Genomic DNA, 20,825 nt, shown 5'->3' with positions numbered 1-20,825 from the left:
GGTCTTCCGAATGCATATACTGCGGCGGGCACTTCACAAGTTCCACACGATCCCGCTGTCACGCCCCACCGTGGCGCGCTATGGCGTGACGTGACGTGCATCACGAATTCCCACCCAGCAGGCAGCACAGTCACGCACGGCACGTAGCAGCGTCGAAGGAGGGCCTCACCGGCCATGGGCAAGCAACACCGTCAGGCCTTCCTGGGGATCGTCATCTCCAGTGCACTGGTGCTGAGCTTCGTGGGCATGATGGCCGCGGTGGTCATGGCCTCTCTGAAGATCTTCGCCGTGTCGGCGGCGGTCAGCTATCTCGCGGACCTGATGCTGCACTCCACCCAGTCCGCGACGCTGGACCGGCTGCGGGACTCGCGCTTCGGTCTGACCATCCGCTTCCTCATACGCCAGTTCCTGCTGCTCGCCCTGTGCGGGTCCATAGCGGACATCGACTCGTTCGTGGTGCAGATCACCTCGGTCGGCCTGCTGCTGCTGTTCGTGCTCCAACTCGCCTACGGGGCCGTGCTGAAGCACGTGCGCAAGAAGCGCCAGGACCTGCCCTACACCACCCGGGCCCTGGACCTGGAGTCGCTGGGCATCCGGCGTATGCCGCACCCGTTCCTGATGAACAAGCACGTCCGCAAGACGCTCCACCTGGACGTGCCGCTGGTGGCGGGCGCGATCGGCACGATGGCCACGGACAACTGGCGCTATGTCACCTTCGGCGGCATCATCGCCGTCTCGGTGGCCTATCTGGCACTGCTGATCCTGCTGCCCGGCGCCCGTAACGCCCTGATCCTGCCCACCGCCGACGAGGCGATCGACGAGCTCAACGAGCAGCTGGCCGACTACCGCCCGCAGGTCGCGCTGTACTTCACCTTCGCCGCCGTCTCCCGGGACTTCATGTACCAGGTGAACATGTGGCTGGAGTCGCTGGAGGCGCTGGATCTGCGGCCCATCATCGTGCTGCGCGAGCGGGCGACGCTGCGCTATCTGGACGCCACCGGTGTGCCGGTGATCTGTGTCCCCAAGGCCGAGTACCTGGCCAGGGTCGAGATGCCCGAGCTGCGCGTCACCCTCTACCCCGGCAACGCCGGCAAGAACGTCCACATGCTCCAGCGCGCCGAGGTGAAGCACGTCTTCATCGGCCACGGCGACAGCGACAAGCTCGCCTCCAGCAACCGCGTCAGCAAGGTCTTCGACGAGATCTGGGTGGCCGGCCGGGCCGGCCGCGACCGCTACGAGCGCATCAAGCACGCCGTCAGCCACAACCAGATCGTCGAGGTCGGCCGCCCCCAGCTGATGTCGCTGCACCGCTGGACAGGCTCCGTCGCCCAGCCGATCCCCACCATCATCTACGCGCCGACCTGGGAGGGGTGGACCGACGACGCCTGCTACACCTCGGTCATCCCGGCCGGCGAGAAGCTGATCCAGACGCTGCTCTCGCACGAGCGGCAGCTGCGCATCATCTACAAGCCGCACCCGCTGACCGGCACCCGCTCCCCCGCGGCGGCCGCCGCGCACCGGCGCATCATCACCCTCCTCCAGGAGGACAACGCCCGCCGGTTCGGCCGCAAGGTGACGGACTCCAAGAGCGCCGCCCGCAAGCTGGCCCGGATCGACAAGCGCATCGCCGACCTCTCCGAGCGCGGTGTCCGCTCGCCGTACCCGGACCTCACCGAAGGCGAGCGCACCGCCCGTATCCGCCGCAGCCGCAACCAGGCCGGCGCGCTGTACTGGAGCGCCATCCCGGACGAGGCGCACCATGTGATCCTCGACCGGATCCCCTCGCTCAACGACTGCTTCAACCACTCGGACCTGCTCATCGGAGACATGTCCAGCGTGGTCTCCGACTTCGTGGCGACCCGGAAGCCGTACGCGATCTTCAACCTGGAAGGTCTGCCGGACAACGAGTTCCGCAACGAGCAGCGCACCGCGTACGCGTCGTACCTCCTGGACTCCGAGTGCAACGGACTGAGCGAGGCCATCGACGCGATGCTCTTCCCCGAGCAGGACGTGATGGCGCCTTACCGCGAGCAGTTGAAGGAATACCTGCTGGGCCCGGACTATCCGCCGTCGGTCGTCCGGTTCAACGCGGCGGCGAACGACCTCTACGCGCGCGGCCTGCGGGACTTCCCGATCGAGTATCCGGACACGTCGGAATACCCGCAGACGCCACGCATAAACGCGTAAGCCCTTTCGATTCTTCTCCTTTACGCTCTACACCCTCATCCAGGAGGCCGGACATCTTGACCAGCCGTGCATCGCGACGCCGTACCTGTGCCGTCGTCCTCGCCGGTGGCACCGGGCAGCGGGTCGGGCTCGCGATTCCCAAGCAGCTGCTGAAGATCGCAGGCAAGTCCATACTCGAGCACACGCTGTGCGTCTTCGAGAACGCCCCCGACGTCGACGAGATCATCGTGCTGATGACCGCCGACTACACGGCCGAGGCGGAGAAGATCGTCGCGAAGGCCGGGCTGACGAAGGTCACCAAGGTGCTGGCGGGCGGTGCGACCCGCAGCGAGACCACCAGCATCGCCATCCGCGCGGTCTCCGAGTCGCTGGCCGCGGGCGAGGACTGCAACGTCCTGTTCCATGACGCCGTACGCCCGCTGCTCTCGCAGCGCGTGGTGAGCGAGTGCGTCGAGGCGCTGGAGCGCCACCAGGCCGTGGACGTGGCCATCCCGTCCTCGGACACCATCATCGTGACCCGGACGCACGGCGACGACGGCGAGTTCATCACCGAGGTGCCGGACCGCTCCCGGCTGCGCCGCGGCCAGACCCCGCAGGGCTTCTGGCTCTCCACCATCCGCCGGGCCTACGAGCTGGCCCTGGCCGACCCGGCCTTCGAGGCGACCGACGACTGCTCGGTGGTCATCCGGTACCTGCCCGACGTGCCGGTCCATGTGGTCCTGGGCGACGAGTACAACATGAAGGTCACCCAGCCGGTCGACGTCTTCATCGCCGACAAGCTCTTCCAGCTCGCCTCGCACACCGCCCCGGCCCAGGCCGGCGAGAGCGCCTATCGCGAGGCGCTCGAAGGCCGCACGCTGCTGGTGTTCGGCGGCTCGTCCGGCATCGGCGTGGACATCTGCCGGCTCGCCGAGAGCTACGGCGCCCGGGTGTTCGCCCTCGACGCCGCCACCGGCACCCGGGTGGAGAACCCGGCCGACGTCGAGGACGCCCTCGCCAACGCCTACACGGAGACCGGCCGGATCGACTACGTGGTCAACACCGCGGAGATCCTGAGCACCGGCCGCCTGGCCCTGACCGGCAACGACACCATCCGGGAGGCGACCGCGGTCAACTACCTCGCCCCGGTGAACATCGCCCGCGCCTCCTACAAGTACCTCGCCGAGAGCGGCGGTCAGCTGCTGCTGTTCACCTCCAGCAGCTACACCCGCGGCCGGGCCGAGTACAGCCTCTACTCGTCGGCCAAGGCGGCCGTGGTCAACCTGACCCAGGCGCTCGCCGAGGAATGGGCCGAGGACGGCGTCCGGGTGAACTGCGTGAACCCCGACCGCAGCGCGACCCCGGTGCGTACCCCGTCCTTCGGGCAGGAGCCGGAAGGGCCCCAGCTCTGCTCGGAGTCGGTGGCCCGCAGCTCGCTGGACGTGCTGCTCGCCCCGATGACCGGCCATGTCGTCGACGTACGCCAGCAGGACCCCGCCGACCGGTCCGCCGAGCTCTCGGGCTTCGAGCAGGCGATCGCGTCGGTGCTCAGCCGACCGGAAATACAGGAGCTCTAGGCCCCGCCGCGGGCCCGGCAGTCGAGAGAGAAACATGACTTACCCACACGAGCACTCCGGCCACCGGACCAGGATCTTCCTGTCCGGCGGCTCGGGCACGGTCACCCGCCCGGTCAGTCATCTTCCGATGATGGGCTGGGGGCAGGCCCTCGACCTGTTTCTCACCGACGACGTGGAAGTCGTCAACTGCTCCCGGGGCCGGGCCAGCACGAAGAGCTTCCGGGAGCGCGGACGGCTCCAGTGGATCCTCGACAACATGGCCCCCGGCGACTACCTGATCATGGCCTTCGGCCAGATCGACTGGAAGCCGGACCCGGGCATCCACACCGAGCCGTTCGACGACTTCATGGAGCACCTGCGGGCGTACGTCACGGGTGCCCGGGAGGCCCAGTGCCACCCGATCCTGATGATGCCGTTCGAGCGGCGGCGGATCGACCGGCACGGCAACGTCAGCCGCTTCCTCGGCGACTACCCGCTGGCCATGCGGCAGTTGGCGCAGGAGGAGCACGTACCCCTCGTCGACGTGTACGGGCAGAGCCTGCAGTGGTGGGAGGAGCTCGGCGCGGAGGACACCAAGCACGTCTTCACGTATCTGCGGCCCGGTGAGCCCCTGATGCCGGTCGTGCAGGACGCGGACAATGTGCATCTGCGCGCGGAGGGCGCCATCGAGGTGGCCCGGTTCGTGGCCCGCGCGCTGGCCACCCAGCAGATCATCCCCGCCCACTGGGTCAAGGACCTGGACCGGCGGACCTTCTCGTACGACGAGATGGGCTGGCTCGACGACGCCACCTTCCAGCACCGGACGAAGTCCCGTGTCTCTCCCGTCCGCGACCAGAAGGCCGGAGCATGAACTACGTGATGTGCCGCGGCAGGGCCGTCGGTACCGAGGAGAACTCCCCCGGGGTCGTCCACGCGGCGCTCTACAGCTCCGTCGCCCCCTTCAGCGGGGTCGCCCCGGGCGACATCGTGCAGCTGGGTCTCTCCGTCGCCGTCGAGGGCGCCCCCTTCGGCTACGCGTACCTGCAGGAGAAGTACTTCGCCGACACGGCCGAGATCGTCTCCATCCAGCAGCTGGAGTACTTCCCCCGGCAGCGCTGGTTCCGGGTCCGGGCGGAGCCCGGTGAGGCCGGCACCGGTGTGATGGTGATCCGGGTGAAGCAGCCGAAGAAGGAGCCGCGGCTGCGGCCGCAGATCTCGGTGGCCGTGCCCGAGCGGGAGACCGGCAAGCTGGTGCGCACCGGCAGCCTGCGGGACCGGGCGCTGATGATCCGTACGGCGTTCGCGCCGGGGCTGCGGATCGTCACCGGGCCCGGCGCGCAGGGCTCGGTCAACGTGCTGGCCGCCGTGGAGCCGGGCAGCACGCCGGTCTCGGTGACCCAGCCCCGTTTCGGCAGCGCGCAGCTCGCCCACGACGGCTGGCTGGCCTATCTGCCCCACCACGGCTTCACCGGCTACGACCGGTTCGAGTACACGGTGGCCACCCCGGACGGCAAGAAGATCACCGCGCCCGTGAACGTGCACGTCGGCGGCTTGGACGGCCGGGCGGGTGCGTTCCCCGAGCAGCAGCTCACCACCGAATTCCAGCAGTGGCAGTGGTCCAACCTCACCGGCGAGATGCCGTGGCCCCGGACCCCCGTGAACCCGCAGAACGGATAGGCCCCGCCCATGTACCAGTCCGCACCTGTGCACCCGGGCGACATCCGTGACGTCACCGTCGTCCTGCATGTCCGCAACCACGCCCGCACCCTGCCGGCCTGCCTCGACTCGCTGCTCCAGCAGTCGATCGGCACCGACCGCATGGAGGTCATCGCGGTCGACGACGGCTCGACGGACGACAGCGGCTCCGTGCTCGCCGAGGCCCAGCAGCGGTTCGCCGGCCTGCTGCGCGCCGGGCGGCTGCCGCAGGGGCTGTCCACGGCCGAGGCCCGTAACTGGGGCATGAGCCAGGCCACCGCCCGGTACGTCATCTTCCTGACCGGCGCCGACCGGCTCACGCCGAAGGCGCTGGAGCTGATGGTGGCCTCGGCGGACGCCAACGAGTCCGACGTGGTGCTCGGCAAGCTGGAGAGCTCGGGCCGCCACGCGGTGGCGACGTCGATGTTCCGCAAGACGCAGGCGTCGGCGGATCTGTACACCACGCGGGTGTACTGGTCGCTCACCCCCGACAAGCTGTTCCGCACGAGCATGCTGCGCCGGCGCGGTCTGGAGTTCCCCTCCGACATGCCGACCGGCGAGGACCAGGCGTTCACCGCCGCCGCCTACGTCGGCGCCGACAACATCTCGGTCGTCGCCGACGAGCCGTGCGTGGTCAAGGGCCCGTCCTCGTCCGGTCCCGCGCAGCTGTCGCAGCGGGTCGCCCTGGCGTCCCGGATGATGACGCTGGTCGCCTCGCTGGTGCCGCCGGGACCCAAGCAGGACCTGCTGTTCTCGCGCCATCTGGAGGCCGAACTCGGCAAGGCCACGGGCCCGTTGCTGCTGGCCTCTGACAACCACGCCGAGCGGGAGCGGACGCTGTGGGCCGCCTCCGAGGTGCTGCGCGGCCAGGTCACCCCCGGCGCCCTGGCGCTGCTGCCGCGCCCGCTGGCCGTACGGCTCGCGCTGATCGCGGCGGGACGTTACGCCGAGGCCCAGCAGATGGTGGCGTACGAGGCGGACAAGGCTAGCCCGGTGCCGAAGAAGACCGTGGAGAACGGCCGCGTCTACACGATGCTGCCGTTCTTCCGCGACCCGGCCGTCGGGCTGCCGGACGAGATCTTCGACATCACCGACAAGATGACGGTCAATCAGCAGCTGACGAGCCTGCGCTGGAACGGGCCGCTGCTGCTGCTGGACGGCCATGCCTTCTTCGAGCAGCTCACCACTCGGGAGCGGGCCACCAAGGTGGTGCTGCGGCACCGGCAGAGCGGTGCGGAGGAGCGTTTCTCCGTCACGGCGCGGCGGGACGAGAAGCTGGTCAACTCCAAGGGCAAGCCGCGGGCCATGGGCCGTTTCTCGACCCGGATCAACCTGCGCCAGATGTCCAACGGCTGGCCGCTGCCGACCGGTGTCTGGGACGTCCTGCTGGCGGTGAGCTTCGAGGGCGTCACCCAGGAGGTGCCGCTCGGCCGCAAGCGGGCGCCGGAGGTCGACGTGGTAAGCCGGCCGCCGGTGGTCTTCGCGCCGTCGGCGACCACGGCCGGACACGTACTGGCCGCGACGCCGTTCTACACGCCGGACGGCGACCTGTGTCTGGAGATATCCGAGCGGCTACCGCTGCCAGGGGCCCACTGAGCCGGCGTCGGCGCCGCTGTGCCGGGTCCACCCGCCGAAGGCGAGGCCGTCCTGTGTGAGGTCCTGGCGGGCCACCAGCAGGGCGCCCTCCCTGTCGAGGACGGCGACCACGATCCGGCCGGCGCCGTCCACCGCGACCTGCGGGGCGGAGGCGCCCGGTCCGGTCTCGCCGAGCGACGCCCACCAGGCGCCGTAGCCCTCGTTCTCGGTGACGTACGCGCTGACCTCCACGGCGCCGTTGCCGCCTCGCTGCGCGAGGACGGTGCAGTCGTAGCCGCCGATGGTGGTCCGGGCGGCGCCGGGCCGGCCGCTGCCGCCCGCGCCGCCGAGGGCCATCAGCCCGCCCCGGGCGGTACGACTCTGGGCGCGCCAGGCGACCAGGGAGTCGTCGCCGGGGTAGCGCCAGAAGTACGTGGTGCGCTTCGGGCCGGTCTCGACGGCGGTCTGGGTGCCGTCGGCTATCGGGGTGGTGAAACGATCCCTCAGCTCGAAGCGGCCGCCGCCCGCACTCACCCAGCGGTCCACCCCGGCCCGTCCGACGGCCAGCACCTCCAGCGACCCGTCGGCCGGCATGGCCGCCGCGAACTCGCCGGAGTACGTCTCGGTGGTGAGGTTCTTCCAACGGCCCCAGCGGCCCTCGCCACTGCGGATGCGCCGTACGATCCCGCCGGCGCGCAGCGAGACCAGCACATGCACGCCGCCGGTGACCTGGTTGACCACGACGACGGGCCCGGCGACGACCGTGTCCTCGCCCTCGAAGCCGGGGGCGGCGGGCACACCGAGGTCGTACCAGTCCATCAGCCCGCGGCCGCTCTGGAACTGGGCGCTGACGACGACATGGGCGGGGCCGCCGTCCACCGGCCAGCGAAGACCGGCGAAATGGACATATCCCTCGCCGCTGCGGGCCAGGGTGAGCGGCCCGGCCCAGCGGGGCACCTCGATCGACTCGGGGCCGGTGAAGGCCCCCGACGGGGTCTCGGTCCAGCGGATCAGCCCCTCGGGGCCGGTCGCGTACGCCGTGACGAGACCGTCGCTGCCGGCGAACAGCCAGCGGCCGGAGGGGATCCGGGGCAGCCCGTCAGCCGCGGCGTCCCGGTGTGTGGCCGCGCCGAAGTCCGCACCGCGGCCTCTGTTCCTCCCACGGATCACGACCACATTCCGCCTCTCCGTCTTCCCCCGTCTTCCCGTAGGGTCCGAAGTTTGTCACACGCTTCACCGCGTGTTCACAGGGAAGCAGCCACCCCCAAGGCCCCTCGCGCTATGCGATCTGCATATTATTCACAGCGTCCTGAAGCTGACAGGTGGGCCGGTCCTCTACACCGCCCGTTCCTCTCGCACGCCACGCACAGCGTCCCGACGGAAGGGGCTCGACCAGCCATGACCGACCAGAACACCGCGGTGAAACCGTCCGGTTCGCGCGGCGCGCCGTCCCGGCGCGCTCAGCGCCGCAGCGGCAGGAAGCGCCGCCCGCTGCGCATCGTGCTGCTGGTCCTGCTGGTCCTGGTCCTCGCCGCCGGCGGTGGCGCGTGGTGGATGTACAGCAGCCTGGACAGCAACATCAAGGGTGTCGATCTGGACAAGGCGCTCGGCGACGACCGTCCGCAGAAGCTGCCCACGGCCGGCCAGAACCTCCTGGTCCTCGGCTCCGACTCGCGCGCGGGTGAGAGCGGCGACCTCGGCGGCGGCAAGGGCAAGGTCAGCGGCGCCCGTTCGGACACCGCGCTGGTGGTGCACATACCCGAGGGCCGGACCCGGGCCACCGCGGTGAGCATCCCCCGCGACACCCTGGTCACCCGGCCCGAGTGCACCCAGCGCGACGGCGGCACCTCGCCGTCCAAGGACCGCGTGATGTTCAACTCGGTCTACGCGCAGCACGGCCCCGCCTGTGTCGTGAAGACCGTCGAGAAGATGTCCGGCGTGCGGATCGACCACTACCTGGAGATCGACTTCGCCGGTTTCAAGGACCTGGTGGACGCCATAGGCGGTGTCACGATCGACATCGACGAGCCGATCAAGGGCGGCGCGGGCGGTCTCAACCTGGAGGCCGGGACGCAGAAGCTCGACGGCACCCAGTCCCTCCAGTACGTCCGCACCCGCCATGGTGTCGGCGACGGCAGCGACCTCGGCCGGATCGGGCTCCAGCAGAAGTTCCTGATGGCCCTGCTGACCGAGGTCAAGAGGCAGGACCTGCTCGGCAGCCCCGCCAAGTCGTACAAGATCGCCAACTCCGCGACCAAGGCGCTCACCACCGACTCCTCGCTCGCCTCGCTCAGCGCGCTCAGCGAGTTCGGCCGCAGCATGAACGGCGTCGACCCGCAGAACATGGAGACGATCATGCTGCCGGTCGCGTACGACAAGAAGGACCCCAACCGCGTGGTGGCCGCCGAGCCGCAGGCCACCCAGCTGTGGAAGGCGATCCGCAACGACGAGCGGATCCCCACATCGGCGAAGAAGTCCCCCGCCACGGGCGGCTGATCACCGGCGACCCACGGCGAACGCCCCGGAACTCCGTTGGAGTTCCGGGGCGTTCGCCGTGGTGTGGGCGAGCCTCGCTCAGGCGCGGGTCCAGGTGTCCAGCGCGAGGCCCGACTCGTCCTTCTGCCGCGTGACGCGGAGCGTGCCGTCCGTACCGATCGCCGCGAGGACCACCCGGCCCCGGGCGTCGATCGCCAGGGCGGGCACGCCGACGCAGACGTCGCCGGTGAGCGACCAGTCGACGCCGGTCTCCTCACGCTCGGCCGGGTAGGCGGTCAACGCCGGACGGCCGGTGGCGTCGCGCTGGGCAAGGAGCACGCAGTCGACCCCGTCGACCGGGGTGCGCAGCAGTGAGACGGGGCCGGTGCCGCTCGCGCCGCCCAGCGTGCGCGGTGCGGTGCCGGGCCGCCAGGTCCGTACCTCGCCGGTGTCGGCGTCGCGCCAGAAGCGGGTGACGCTCTCCTTGCCCGTACGTACGGCGGTGAAGGTGCCGTCGGCGACCTCCGCGGCCAGGTCCTCGCCACGGGCGAACTCGGCGCCGGGCTTCGGCTGGCTCCAGCGCAGGACGGTGGTGCCGGTGGGGCCGTAGAGGTCGACGTTGCCTTCCTCGTTGACCGTGGCGGCGACCGTGCCGGTGACGTTCGAGCCCTTGAGGTCGGCCCACTTCGACAGCCAGCGGCCGGTCGGCGCCTGGCTGCGGGCGCACAGACCGCCGCCCGCGTTACGGATCGCGATGTGCAGCGCGCCCACCGAGTCCAGGGCCGAGACGGGCAGGCCGATGTTGGCGGCGTGGTGGCGGTTGCGCGGGGTCGTGTACGGGGTGCCGAGCGCGTGCCAGTCCCGCATGGGGCGGCCGCTCTGGTACTGCACGCCGTAGACGATGTCGACGCTGAGCTGGCCGTCGGCGCCGGGGCGGCGGCGCAGACCGGTCAGATACACATAGCCCTCGGGGCTCTGGGTGATCGACAGGTAGGGCACGAGCCCGTGCGCCGGCAGGAACGTGGCGGTCCATTCGGGGCCGCCTGGCGTGGTCTCCGTCCACCGCAGGACGCCGCCTTCGACGGGGGCGTAGGCGGTGAGCCGGCCGTCCTTGCCGCGCAGCAGCCAGTTGGTGGTGGCGGGCAGCGGGGTGTCCATCGGGACACCGGCCTCCGGCCGGCCGGAGCGGGAGGACGGCGGCGGTTCGGACTTCCGACCCTGTGATTTACGTGCGGACCACACGGCCATGGTCTGTCGGCCACCTTCCCTGACACCCTTGAATCCTGGCGACAATAGCATTGGGAGGCTTCCCGTCATCGGTCGGGAGGACCCCCGACCCGAGGGCAGGACGCATGGCTGAGCGGACCGGACCGGTCCTGATCGTCGACGGCGCCAATGTCGTGGGGTCGGTGCCCGACGGCTGGTGGCGCGACCGCAGGGGCGCCGCCGAGCGGCTGCGCGACCGGCTCGTCTCGGTCGCGCGGACGGGGGTGGAGGGGCTGCCGGGGCCGGTGGAGGTGGTCCTCGTGGTCGAGGGCCAGGCGCGCGGTGTCGCGCCGGTTCCGGAGGTACGGGTCGAGCCGGCGCCCGGCAGCGGGGACGACCGGATCGTGGAGCTGGCCCGGGAAGCGGCCGGCCGGCCGTGCGTGGTGATCACGGCCGACCGGGAGCTGCGGAGGCGGGTCGAGGAGCAGGGGGCGCGGTGCGCGGGGCCGGGCGCGGTGCGCCGGGCCTGAGGCGGCCCTGGGGCGGTTAGAACACGGCGTCCTTGCCGAGCTTGCCGAGACGGCTGTGCCGGCGCCCGTACAGGAAGTACACGACGATGCCGGCGGCCATCCAGACGGCGAACCGGAACCACGTCTCGCCGGGCAGGTTGAGCATCAGCCAGACGGACGCGGCGATGGAGGCGATCGGCAGCACCGGCACCCACGGGGTGCGGAACGCGCGGTGCAGGTCCGGGCGGGTGCGGCGCAGGACCATCACGCCGACGGCGACCATCACGAACGCGAAGAGCGTGCCGATGTTCACCAGGGTGGCGAGCTCGTTGATGCTGGTGAAGCCGGCCACGATGGCGATGACCACGCCGAGCAGGATGGTGGGGCGGTAGGGCGTCCTGAACTTGGGGTGCGTGATGGAGAAGAACCGGGGCAGCAGTCCGTCCCGGCTCATCGCGAAGAACACGCGGGTCTGGCCGAGCAGCAGGATGAGGCAGACGGTGGTGAGACCGACGGCGGCGCCGAAGCTGATCACCCCCGCGTAGAAGGGGTGGCCGACGGACTTGAAGGCGTCGGCGAGCGGGGCGCTGACGGACAGTTCCGTGTAGTGCTGCATACCGGTCACGACGAGGGCGACGGCGACGTACAGCACGGTGCAGATGAAGAGGGAGCCCAGGATGCCGCGGGGCATGTCGCGCTGCGGGAGCTTGGTCTCCTCGGCGGCGGTGGCGACCACGTCGAAGCCGATGAAGGCGAAGAAGACGACGGACGCGGCGGTGAAGATGCCCATGACGCCGAAGTTGGTGGGCTCGTAGCCGAAGATCAGCTGGATCAGGGGGGCGTCCCAGCCGGAGCCGCCCTCGGGGGTGACCGCGTCGGGGATGAACGGCGAGTAGTTGTCGCCGACGACGAAGAACAGCCCCGCGATGATCACGATCATGACGACGGTGACCTTGATGGCGACGACCAGGGCCGTGATCCGGGCGGACAGCTTCATGCCGATGACGAGGATCACCGTGAGGACCAGGACCAGCAGGAAGGCCAGCAGGTCGAAGACGCCGTCGGGCGTGTCCGGACCTTGGATCGCCGCGGGTAGATGCCAGTCGACGTTGTCCATCAAGGACCGTACGTAGCCGGACCAGCCGACGGCGACGACGGCCGTGCCGAGCGCGAACTCCAGGACGAGGTCCCAGCCGATGATCCAGGCCGGCAGCTCACCGATGGAGGCGTACGCAAAGGTGTAGGCCGATCCGGCGACCGGCACGGTGGAGGCGAATTCGGCGTAGCACAGCGCCGCCAGCGCGCAGACGATGCCGGCGGCGACGAAGGCCAGCGCGGTCGCCGGTCCGGCGTTCTCCTTGGCCACCTTGCCGGTGAGCACGAAGATGCCGGTGCCGATGATGACACCGACGCCGAAGACGGTCAGATCCCAGGCGGACAGGGATTTCTTGAGTGCGTGCTCCGGTTCCTCCGTGTCCCGGATCGACTGTTCCACCGTCTTGGTCCGGAACATCGAAGAAGTGCCGTTCGACTGCTGGTCCGTGCTCACCGGCGTACCTCCGTACCCATGGCCGTAAAGCCCATGATCGAGAGGGTTACGGGACCGCGCCCGCCAAGAGAGTCCGTTTCACACGAAAGGGCCGGGCGGACCCCCGAAGGGTGGTCCGTCCGGCCCAATGCGCGGGGCGCCGCGGCGGCGGGTGTCAGTCGCGGGCGGGCTCGACGATGCCGGCGTCCTCGGCACCGCTGTCGGCGAACCGGCCGTCGATCCGGGAGACGAGGCCGGTGACCTGGCGGGCGATGTCCGGCGCGGTCAGCCCGATCTCGGCGAGGACCTCGGCGCGCGAGGCGTGGTCGAGGAAGCGCGGCGGGATGCCGAAGTCACGCAGCGGGACGTCGACGCCCGCGTCGCGCAGGGCCTGCGCGACGGCGGAGCCGACACCGCCGACGCGGCTGTTGTCCTCGACGGTGACGACGACGCGGTGGCGGTCGGCGAGCGGGGCGAGGGCCTCGTCGACCGGCTTGACCCAGCGGGGGTCGACGACGGTGGTGGAGATGCCCTGCTGGTCGAGGAGGCCGGCGATCTCCAGGCACATCGGGGCGAGCGCGCCGACCGAGACCAGCAGGACGTCCGGACGCTTGGTGCCGGGCTCGCGCAGGACGTCCATGCCGCCGATACGGCCCACGGCGGGGACGGCGGGGCCCACGGCGCCCTTGGAGAAGCGGACCACGGTGGGGGCGTCGTCGACCTCGACGGCCTCGCGGAGCTGGGCGCGTACCTGGTCGGCGTCGCGCGGCGCGGCGAGCCGCAGGCCGGGCACGACCTGGAGGATCGACATGTCCCACATGCCGTTGTGGGAGGCGCCGTCGGTGCCGGTGATGCCGGCCCGGTCGAGGACGAAGGTGACACCGCACTTGTGCAGGGCCACGTCCATCAGGACCTGGTCGAAGGCGCGGTTGAGGAAGGTGGCGTAGACGGCGAAGACGGGGTGGACGCCGCCGGTGGCGAGGCCGGCCGCGGAGACCGCGCCGTGCTGCTCGGCGATGCCGACGTCGTAGACCCGCTCGGGGAAGGCCTTGGCGAACTTGTCGAGGCCGACCGGCTGGAGCATGGCGGCGGTGATCGCCACGATGTCCTCGCGCTCCTCGCCCAGCTTGACCATCTCGTCGGCGAAGACGCCGGTCCAGTCGGCCCCGGAGGAGGCGATGGGCAGGCCCGTGTCGGGGTGGATCTTGCCGACGGCGTGGAAGCGGTCGGCCTCGTCCTGGAGGGCGGGCTGGTAGCCGCGGCCCTTCTCGGTGAGGCAGTGCACGATGACCGGCCCGCCGAAGCGCTTGGCGCGGGTCAGCGCGGACTCCAGGGCCTCGATGTCGTGTCCGTCGATGGGGCCGACGTACTTGAGGCCGAGGTCTTCGAACATGCCCTGCGGGGCGATGAAGTCCTTCAGGCCCTTCTTGGCGCCGTGCAGCGTCTCGTAGAGCGGCTTTCCGACGACGGGGGTGCGCTCCAGGATGTCCTTGCCGCGGGCGAGGAAACGCTCGTAGCCGTCCGTGGTGCGCAGGGTGGCGAGGTGGTTGGCGAGGCCGCCGATGGTGGGCGCGTAGGAGCGCTCGTTGTCGTTGACGACGATGACGAGCGGGCGGTCCTTGGCGTCGGCGATGTTGTTCAGCGCCTCCCAGGCCATGCCGCCGGTGAGCGCGCCGTCACCGATGACCGCGACGACGTGGTCGTCCTTCTTCAGCACCTCGTTGGCCTTGGCGAGGCCGTCGGCCCAGCCCAGCACGGTGGAGGCGTGCGAGTTCTCGATGATGTCGTGCTCGGACTCGGCCCGGGCGGGGTAGCCGGAGAGGCCGCCCTTCATCTTGAGCCGGGAGAAGTCCTGCCGTCCGGTGAGCAGCTTGTGCACATAGGACTGGTGGCCGGTGTCCCAGAGGACCTTGTCCTTCGGGGAGTGGAAGACGCGGTGCAGCGCGATCGTCAGCTCGACCACACCGAGGTTCGGGCCCAGGTGGCCGCCGGTCTTGGAGACGGCGTCCACGAGAAATGTCCGGATCTCGGCGGCCAGCTGGTCCAGCTGTTCCGGGGAGAGCCGGTCCAGATCGCGCGGTCCCCTGATACGGGTCAGCAGAGCCACCCGTGCCTCCTTGCCTTTGAGCTGGTCGAGCTTGTCGATTTTGCCGAGTCTAATGTTCCGCTCCGGACGATGGTCATCGGGCGGGGCGTTCTGCGTCACTCCGGCGGCCGAATCGATGGTGACGAACCGGTGACGGGGATGGAGACGCGAACGTGCCCGGCGCCGGTTCTCGGCGCCGGGCACGGAGTGGCCGGGCTAGGCGCGACCAGCGGTCTTCTGCGTGCGGCGGGAGACCGAGTCGATCACGACGGCGGCCAGCAGGACCGCGCCGGTGATCATGTACTGGATGGCGTTCGCCATACCGATCATGTTGAGGCCCTGCTGGATCGACTGAATCACGATCATTCCCAGGAGCGCCGACCAGACCTTGCCTCGGCCGCCGAAGAGGCTCGTGCCGCCGATCACGGCCGCGGCGATCACCAGCATCAGCGTGTTGCCGCCGCCGACGCTCTTGGTCGCGCCGCCGGACAGGCTGGCGATGAACAGTCCGCCGAAGGCGCCGAGCAGGCCGGAGAGGGCGAAGACGGTGATACGGACCCGGTCGACGTTGATACCGGCGCGACGGGCGGCCTCGGGGTTGCCGCCGACCGCGAAGACCTGCCGGCCGAAGGTGGTGCGGCGGGCCACGAAGTCGGCGACCACGAGGACGGCCAGGAACAGCACCAGGGCCAGCGGCAGGCCACGGGCGCCCGCGGGCTCGTTCAGGACGTAGGCGACGACGAAGCAGAGCACCGCGACGACCGTCGTGCGCAGCACGATTTCGCTGGTGGGACGGGCGGGCAGGGCGGCGGCCCGGCGGCGCTTGGCGTCCATGAGCAGCGAGGTGGCGTAGGCGAGGACGGCGACCAGGGCGAGGCCGTACGCGGCGGCCTTGTCCTCGAAGAAGTAGTTGGTCAGGTTCTCGACGACGCTGCCGGAGGGGGTGTTGATGGAGCCTTCCCCGCCCATGAGCCAGTCCTGCAGACCGCTCCAGCCGAGGAAGCCGGCGAGGGTGACCACGAAGGCCGGGACGCCGATCTTGGCGAAGAAGAAGCCGTGCAGGATGCCCAGCGCCATACCGGCGAGGACGGCGATGCCGATGGCCAGCCAGTCGTTCATGCCCTGGTTGACGTTGAGCACGGCCCACACGGCCGCTCCGACGCCCGCGACGGAGCCGACCGAGAGGTCGATCTCGCCGAGGATCAGTACGAAGACGATGCCGACGGCCATGATGCCGAGGCCGGAGCTGTAGACCGCGATGTTGGCGACGGAGCTCGCGGAGAGGAAGTTGCTGTTCTGGAGCTGGAAGACGATCGCGATGACGATCAGGCCCAGGACGACCGGCAGGGAGCCGAGCTCTCCGCCGCGGACCTTGCGGGTGAACTCGGTCCAGTAGCCCTTGATGCCCTCCTCGCGGATGAGCAGGCGCGGGTCGACGGCCGGGATGGGCGCGGCGGAGGCCTCGGGGGCCGGCGCGGTGCCGGGAGCCTCGGGGGTCTCGGGGGTCTTCTTGGCGAGGTCGCTCACTTCGCGTCCTCCTTCGTGGCCGTGCGCGCCTGCCGACGGGTCACGGCGTTGTCCGTGGCTCCGGTGATGGCCGCGATGATCTCTTCGTGGCTGGTGGTCTTCACGTCGAAGACGCCGTTGTTACGGCCCAGGCGCAGCACCGCGACCCGGTCGGCGACCGCGCGGACGTCGGCCATGTTGTGGCTGATGAGGATGACGCCGTGGCCGCGCTCGCGCAGCCGCTCCACCAGGTCGAGCACCTGTGCGGTCTGCTCGACGCCGAGGGCGGCGGTGGGCTCGTCGAGGATGACGACCTTCGGGTCGCCGATCAGCGCGCGGGCGATGGCGACGACCTGCCGCTGACCGCCGGAGAGCGCCGCGACGGGGATACGGACGCTGGGGATGCGGATGGACAGGGTGTCCAGAAGCTCCTTGGCGCGCTTCTCCATCGCGATCTCGTCCAGGATGGCGGCGCTGCGCAGCTCGCTGCCGAGGAAGAGGTTGGCGACGACGTCCAGGTTGTCGCAGAGCGCCAGGTCCTGGTAGACGGTGGCGACCCCGAGGGCCTGGGAGTCCTGCGGACGGTGGATGGGCACGGGGGTGCCGTTCCACTCGATGGTGCCTTCGTCGATCGGGTGGACACCCGAAATGGTCTTGACGAGGGTCGACTTGCCGGCGCCGTTGTCGCCGACCAGGGCGACCACCTCACCGGCGTGGATCTCCAGCTCTACGTCCGTAAGCGCCTGGACGGCGCCGAACCGCTTGGAGACTCCGCGCAACGCCAGCACGGGCGTAGCGGACACGTGAATCATCTCCTTCGCCGCCTGACCGGCGGGGATGGTGGTGCATTGTCGAGCACGAGGGGTGCGAGGAAGTCCGGCGCCCCGCCCCCGCTTGCGGGGCGTTGAACGGGGCGGGGCCGCCGGACCGGTACGAGAAGGCTTCCGCTCGGGGCCGGCTACTTGATGCCGGCCGCCTCGCAGGCCGCCTTGTACTCGGCGGTGCAGATGTCCGCGGCCTTGTAGACCTGGTCCTTGATGATCGTGCCGGCGATGTCGGCCTTGGTGACGATCTGGGCGTCGTACAGCTTCGCCGGGATGCCCTTGAACTCGCCGCTGAGGCTGTCGACCTTGGCCGGGGCGAGGTCGTCGATCTTCTCGCCCTTGAGCAGGCGGACGGCGATCTCGGCGGTGGTCTCGGCCTCCGGCTTGATCTGCTTGTAGATCGTGAAGGCCTGGTCGCCCTTGAGGATGCGCTGCAGACCCGCGAGCTCGGCGTCCTGGCCGCCGACCGGGACCTTGATGCCCTGCTTGGACAGGGCGGTGATGATGCCGCCGGCCATGCCGTCGTTGGCGGAGTAGACGCCCTGGAAGCCGCTCTTGCCGAGCGAGTCGATGGCGGCACCCATCTTCTTGTTGGCCTCGTCGGGCGACCAGTCCGGGATGTCCTGCTCGTAGACGACCTTCTTGACCTGCTTGTCGAGGACGCTGTGGGCGCCCTTCTTGAACAGCGGGGCGTTCGGGTCGGTCGGCGAGCCGTTGATCATGACGACGTTCGCGTCCTTGGCGCCGGCGCCCAGCGCCTTGACCAGGCCCTCGCCCTGCAGGCGGCCGATCTTCTCGTTGTCGTAGGAGACGTACGCGGCGATCGGGCCCTCGGCGAGCCGGTCGTACGCGACGACCTTGACGCCGTCGGCCTCCGCCCGCTGCACCCAGGACTTGGTCGCCTTGTAGTCGACCGAGTCGAGGATGATGACCTTCACGCCCTGCGTGACGAGCGCGTCGAACTGCTTCTTCTGGGTCTCGGTGTCCTGGGCCGCGTTGTTGTACTTCACGGTGCAGTCCGAGCAGAGCGCCTTGATCTTCGCCTCGATGATCGGGCGGTCGAAGGTCTCGTAGCGCGTGGTCTTGTTCTCCGGCAGGAGCAGACCGATGGTCTTGCCGTCACCGCCGCCGGACGTCGTGCCCGTCTTCGCGCCTTCGCCCGCCTTGCCGCACGCGGCGAGAGAGAGGGCCATGGACACCGCTGCCGTACCTATGACGACGCGTCGCGTCACTACGTTCATATGGGGTTGCCTCCCTGACGAGGCCGCGTCGTTGCGGCCGAGGTGGCAGGAAGTCAACTCGGCCGCAACCACACCGTCAAGGAGTAAATCCTTAACGAGATGACAACGGTGCCATTCGTTATCTAAGTGAAGGCAGGACTGGAGGCGGACGCCGCGGCCGGCATCGCGCTCTCCAGGAGGGTCGAATCGCCCATTTCACTCAGTGCGAGCGCCAGGGCGCCCAGCACCTCCGCGCGGCCGCCCAGCGCTCCGGGCGCCACCGACAACTGCCGCGCGGCGCTCGGGATCGCGTACCGCGACACCGAGTCCCGGATGGGTCCGAGCACCAGCTCACCGGCCTCCGCGAGGTCGCCGCCCAGGACCACCCGGCTGGGATTGAGCAGGTTGCAGAGGTTGGCGACACCGCTGCCGACATGCCGTCCGACGTCGGCGATCACCCGGCGGCAGCCCGGGTCGCCCTCGCGGGCCAGCTGGACCACCCGCTCCATGGTGAGATCGGTGCCGTGGCTGGGCTGCAGCAGCGGCAGCACGTACCGGGCGGCGGCGAAGGTCTCCAGGCAGCCGCGGTTTCCGCAGCGGCAGACCGGCCCCGACTCGTCGAGCGTGATGTGCCCGATCTCGCCGGCGGTGCCGCCCGGGCCCCGGTAGATCTGCCCGTCGATGACGAGCCCGGCGCCCACACCGCTGGCGACCTTGATGTACGCCAGGTCCTTCACGCCCCGGCCGCTGCCCCAGACCAGCTCGCCGAGCGCGCCCAGGTTGGCGTCGTTGTCGACGTACACCGGCACGCCGAGCCGGCCGGAGAGCTCCTCGGCGGGGTTGATCCCGCTCCAGCCCGGCAGGATCGCGGTGGAGCCGAGCGTTCCGGAGGAGACGTCGATCGGGCCGGGGACGCCGAGGCCGACCCCGATGACCTTCTCCTGGCCGATGCCGGTGGCCCCGATCAGCCGTTTGACCAGCTGTTCCGCCCGGTCGAAGCCTTCCGCGGCGGAGGCGTCGACATCGAGCGGCTCGGACTCCTCGGCCAGCACCTGATGGGCCAGGTTGCCGACCGCGACCCGAAGATGGGTGTGGCCGAAGTCGACCCCGATCACGATCCCGGCGTCCCCGCTGAGCGAGACGCTGCGGGCCCGGCGGCCGCCCGCTGAGGTGGGGGTGACGTCGACCGTTCCGCCGTCCTTCAGCTCGCGGACGATGTTGGAGACGGTGGCCGCCGACAGGCCCGTGGCTCTGGCGATCTCGGCCTGGGTGAGCGACCCGGCCATGCGCACCGCCCGTACGACCCGCTCGAGATTGGCCCGATGCAGAGATGTCTGCGACCCCGGAGTCTCCATCGACTCACTCACTCCTGCCGTTTTCTCCAACATGTGAACTCTAAGGGGAGCCGTTAGGGTGCGACCCCGTCAAGACCTTGAGCGACCGGAGCCTCGGATGAGCGATCACCGTGGGGAGAAATCCGGCATGGACGGCGAAGGGCCCCGGTGAGCGGTGCTCACCGGGGCCCGTGCGCGTATCTACGTCGCCGCGCCTACTTCAGCGCGCCCGCCGTCAGGCCCGCCACGACCTGCCGCTGGAAGACGATGTAGGCGGCGAGGACCGGCAGCATCGCCATCACCAGGCCGGCGAAGAGGCCCGACCAGTCCCCCTTGTATCCCTGGCTGGTGGCGAGCTCGACCAGGCCCTGGGAGAGGACCCGCTTGTCCGGGTCGGTGTTGAGCACGGTCGGCAGCATGTACTGGTTCCACTGCCCCAGGAAGTTGAAGATCCCGACGCTGATCAGGCCCGGCTTGGCCATGGGCAGCATGACCTGGAAGAACGTCCGGGTGTGCGAGGCGCCGTCGATCATCGCGGCCTCGGCGATCGAGGTGGGCAGCGTACGGAAGAACGCCGTCAGGAAGAAGACGGTGAACGGCAGCGAGTACGCGATGTAGACCAGGATCAGGCCGTGGATGGTGTTGAGCAGCCCGGTGTTGTCCAGCACGTAGAAGAGCGGGACCAGCGCGAGCATCACCGGGAAGCTCATACCGCCGACGAACAGGTAGTAGATGAAGCGGTTGCCGGGGAAGTCGAAGCGGGCGAGGACGTACGCCGCCATCGACCCGAAGAGCAGCGTGCCGACGAGCGAGCCGCCGACCACCACGACGGTGTTCAGGAAGTAGTCGCTCATATGGGCCTGGGACCAGGCGCGCGACCAGTTCTCGAAGTGCAGGGTGTCCGGCAGGGCCCAGGGCGAGTTGAAGATGTCCGCGTCGGTCTTGAAGGAGGTCATCACCGCCCACAGCAGGGGCAGGACGACCATGAAGGCCCACAGGATCAGCATGCCGTGGGAGAAGACGTTGAGGACCGTGCCCTCGGTCCTGCTCTCCTTGGCGGCGCCGCCGGCGGGGCCGGCCGCGGTGCGCTGGGCGGGCAGGCCGGTCTTGCCGAGGCCGGCGGGAGGGGTGTCGGTGGTCTTCAT

At 69.9% G+C, this 20,825-nt stretch carries 16 protein-coding genes; 7 read left to right on the top strand and 9 right to left on the bottom strand.

Annotation, left to right across the window (positions count from 1 at the left end; translation table 11 throughout):
* Positions 1-174 precede the first annotated feature (174 nt).
* From ACZ7LT_RS11825 to ACZ7LT_RS11805, 5 genes are read left to right on the top strand one after another with little or no spacing between them, the layout of a single operon-like run.
* A complete protein-coding gene (locus ACZ7LT_RS11825; RefSeq protein WP_471235861.1) occupies positions 175-2,187 on the top strand; it encodes a hypothetical protein in 2,013 nt (670 codons plus the stop codon).
* Positions 2,188-2,243: 56 nt separating this feature from the next.
* Positions 2,244-3,743, top strand: a complete 1,500-nt coding sequence (locus ACZ7LT_RS11820; RefSeq protein WP_471235860.1) for an SDR family NAD(P)-dependent oxidoreductase — start codon at positions 2,244-2,246, stop codon at positions 3,741-3,743.
* A 34-nt stretch (positions 3,744-3,777) separates the two neighbouring features.
* The gene (locus ACZ7LT_RS11815; RefSeq protein ID WP_471235859.1) at positions 3,778-4,593 is read left to right on the top strand and encodes a rhamnogalacturonan acetylesterase; all 816 of its coding nucleotides are present in this window, start codon (positions 3,778-3,780) and stop codon (positions 4,591-4,593) included.
* The gene (locus ACZ7LT_RS11810) at positions 4,590-5,399 is read left to right on the top strand and encodes an Ig-like domain-containing protein (RefSeq protein ID WP_471235858.1); all 810 of its coding nucleotides are present in this window, start codon (positions 4,590-4,592) and stop codon (positions 5,397-5,399) included. The genes ACZ7LT_RS11815 and ACZ7LT_RS11810 overlap by 4 nt, the downstream gene beginning before the upstream one ends.
* 9 nt (positions 5,400-5,408) lie before the next feature.
* The gene (locus ACZ7LT_RS11805; RefSeq protein WP_471235857.1) at positions 5,409-7,013 is read left to right on the top strand and encodes a glycosyltransferase family 2 protein; all 1,605 of its coding nucleotides are present in this window, start codon (positions 5,409-5,411) and stop codon (positions 7,011-7,013) included.
* Here ACZ7LT_RS11805 and ACZ7LT_RS11800 read toward each other — a convergent pair.
* Entirely contained in the window at positions 6,990-8,162 is a 1,173-nt protein-coding gene (locus ACZ7LT_RS11800; protein WP_471235856.1) for a hypothetical protein, read from the bottom strand. The genes ACZ7LT_RS11805 and ACZ7LT_RS11800 overlap by 24 nt on opposite strands.
* Positions 8,163-8,390: 228 nt before the next feature.
* On the opposite strand from ACZ7LT_RS11800, the gene ACZ7LT_RS11795 reads away from it, so the two are divergent.
* Positions 8,391-9,488, top strand: coding sequence for an LCP family protein (locus ACZ7LT_RS11795; RefSeq protein ID WP_471235855.1), 1,098 nt, complete (start codon positions 8,391-8,393; stop codon positions 9,486-9,488).
* 78 nt (positions 9,489-9,566) lie between these two features.
* On the opposite strand, the gene ACZ7LT_RS11790 is transcribed toward ACZ7LT_RS11795, so the two are convergent.
* On the bottom strand, positions 9,567-10,625 hold the full coding sequence (locus ACZ7LT_RS11790; RefSeq protein ID WP_471235854.1) for a PLL family lectin: 1,059 nt from the start codon (positions 10,623-10,625) through the stop codon (positions 9,567-9,569).
* A 194-nt stretch (positions 10,626-10,819) separates the two neighbouring features.
* Between ACZ7LT_RS11790 and ACZ7LT_RS11785 the strand changes: the two genes are divergently transcribed.
* A complete protein-coding gene (locus ACZ7LT_RS11785) occupies positions 10,820-11,203 on the top strand; it encodes an NTP pyrophosphohydrolase (protein WP_471235853.1) in 384 nt (127 codons plus the stop codon).
* Between the two features lie 16 nt (positions 11,204-11,219).
* Here the strand turns inward: ACZ7LT_RS11785 and ACZ7LT_RS11780 are convergent, their stop codons facing one another.
* The 7 genes from ACZ7LT_RS11780 to ACZ7LT_RS11750 form a co-directional block, all read right to left on the bottom strand.
* A complete protein-coding gene (locus tag ACZ7LT_RS11780; protein ID WP_471236331.1) occupies positions 11,220-12,695 on the bottom strand; it encodes an amino acid permease in 1,476 nt (491 codons plus the stop codon).
* 190 nt (positions 12,696-12,885) lie between these two features.
* Positions 12,886-14,817 carry a 1-deoxy-D-xylulose-5-phosphate synthase gene (dxs, locus tag ACZ7LT_RS11775; RefSeq protein WP_471235852.1) on the bottom strand — a complete coding sequence of 644 codons (1,932 nt, stop codon included), beginning with the start codon at positions 14,815-14,817 and terminating at the stop codon, positions 12,886-12,888.
* Positions 14,818-15,012: 195 nt separating this feature from the next.
* Positions 15,013-16,323, bottom strand: coding sequence for a sugar ABC transporter permease (locus ACZ7LT_RS11770; RefSeq protein ID WP_471235851.1), 1,311 nt, complete (start codon positions 16,321-16,323; stop codon positions 15,013-15,015).
* On the bottom strand, positions 16,320-17,114 hold the full coding sequence (locus tag ACZ7LT_RS11765; RefSeq protein ID WP_471235850.1) for an ATP-binding cassette domain-containing protein: 795 nt from the start codon (positions 17,112-17,114) through the stop codon (positions 16,320-16,322). Before ACZ7LT_RS11765 ends, ACZ7LT_RS11770 begins: the two co-directional genes overlap by 4 nt.
* 146 nt (positions 17,115-17,260) lie before the next feature.
* Positions 17,261-18,367, bottom strand: coding sequence for a substrate-binding domain-containing protein (locus ACZ7LT_RS11760; protein ID WP_471235849.1), 1,107 nt, complete (start codon positions 18,365-18,367; stop codon positions 17,261-17,263).
* Positions 18,368-18,489: 122 nt separating this feature from the next.
* Complete coding sequence (locus ACZ7LT_RS11755) at positions 18,490-19,701, bottom strand: ROK family transcriptional regulator (RefSeq protein ID WP_471235848.1); 1,212 nt, start codon at positions 19,699-19,701, stop codon at positions 18,490-18,492.
* A 194-nt stretch (positions 19,702-19,895) separates the two neighbouring features.
* A complete protein-coding gene (locus ACZ7LT_RS11750) occupies positions 19,896-20,825 on the bottom strand; it encodes a carbohydrate ABC transporter permease (protein WP_471235847.1) in 930 nt (309 codons plus the stop codon).

This window comes from Streptomyces sp. NPDC039465, assembly GCF_055639315.1.
Note: the sequence above shows the minus strand (reverse complement) of the source record. Positions and strands in the feature narration are given on the sequence as shown.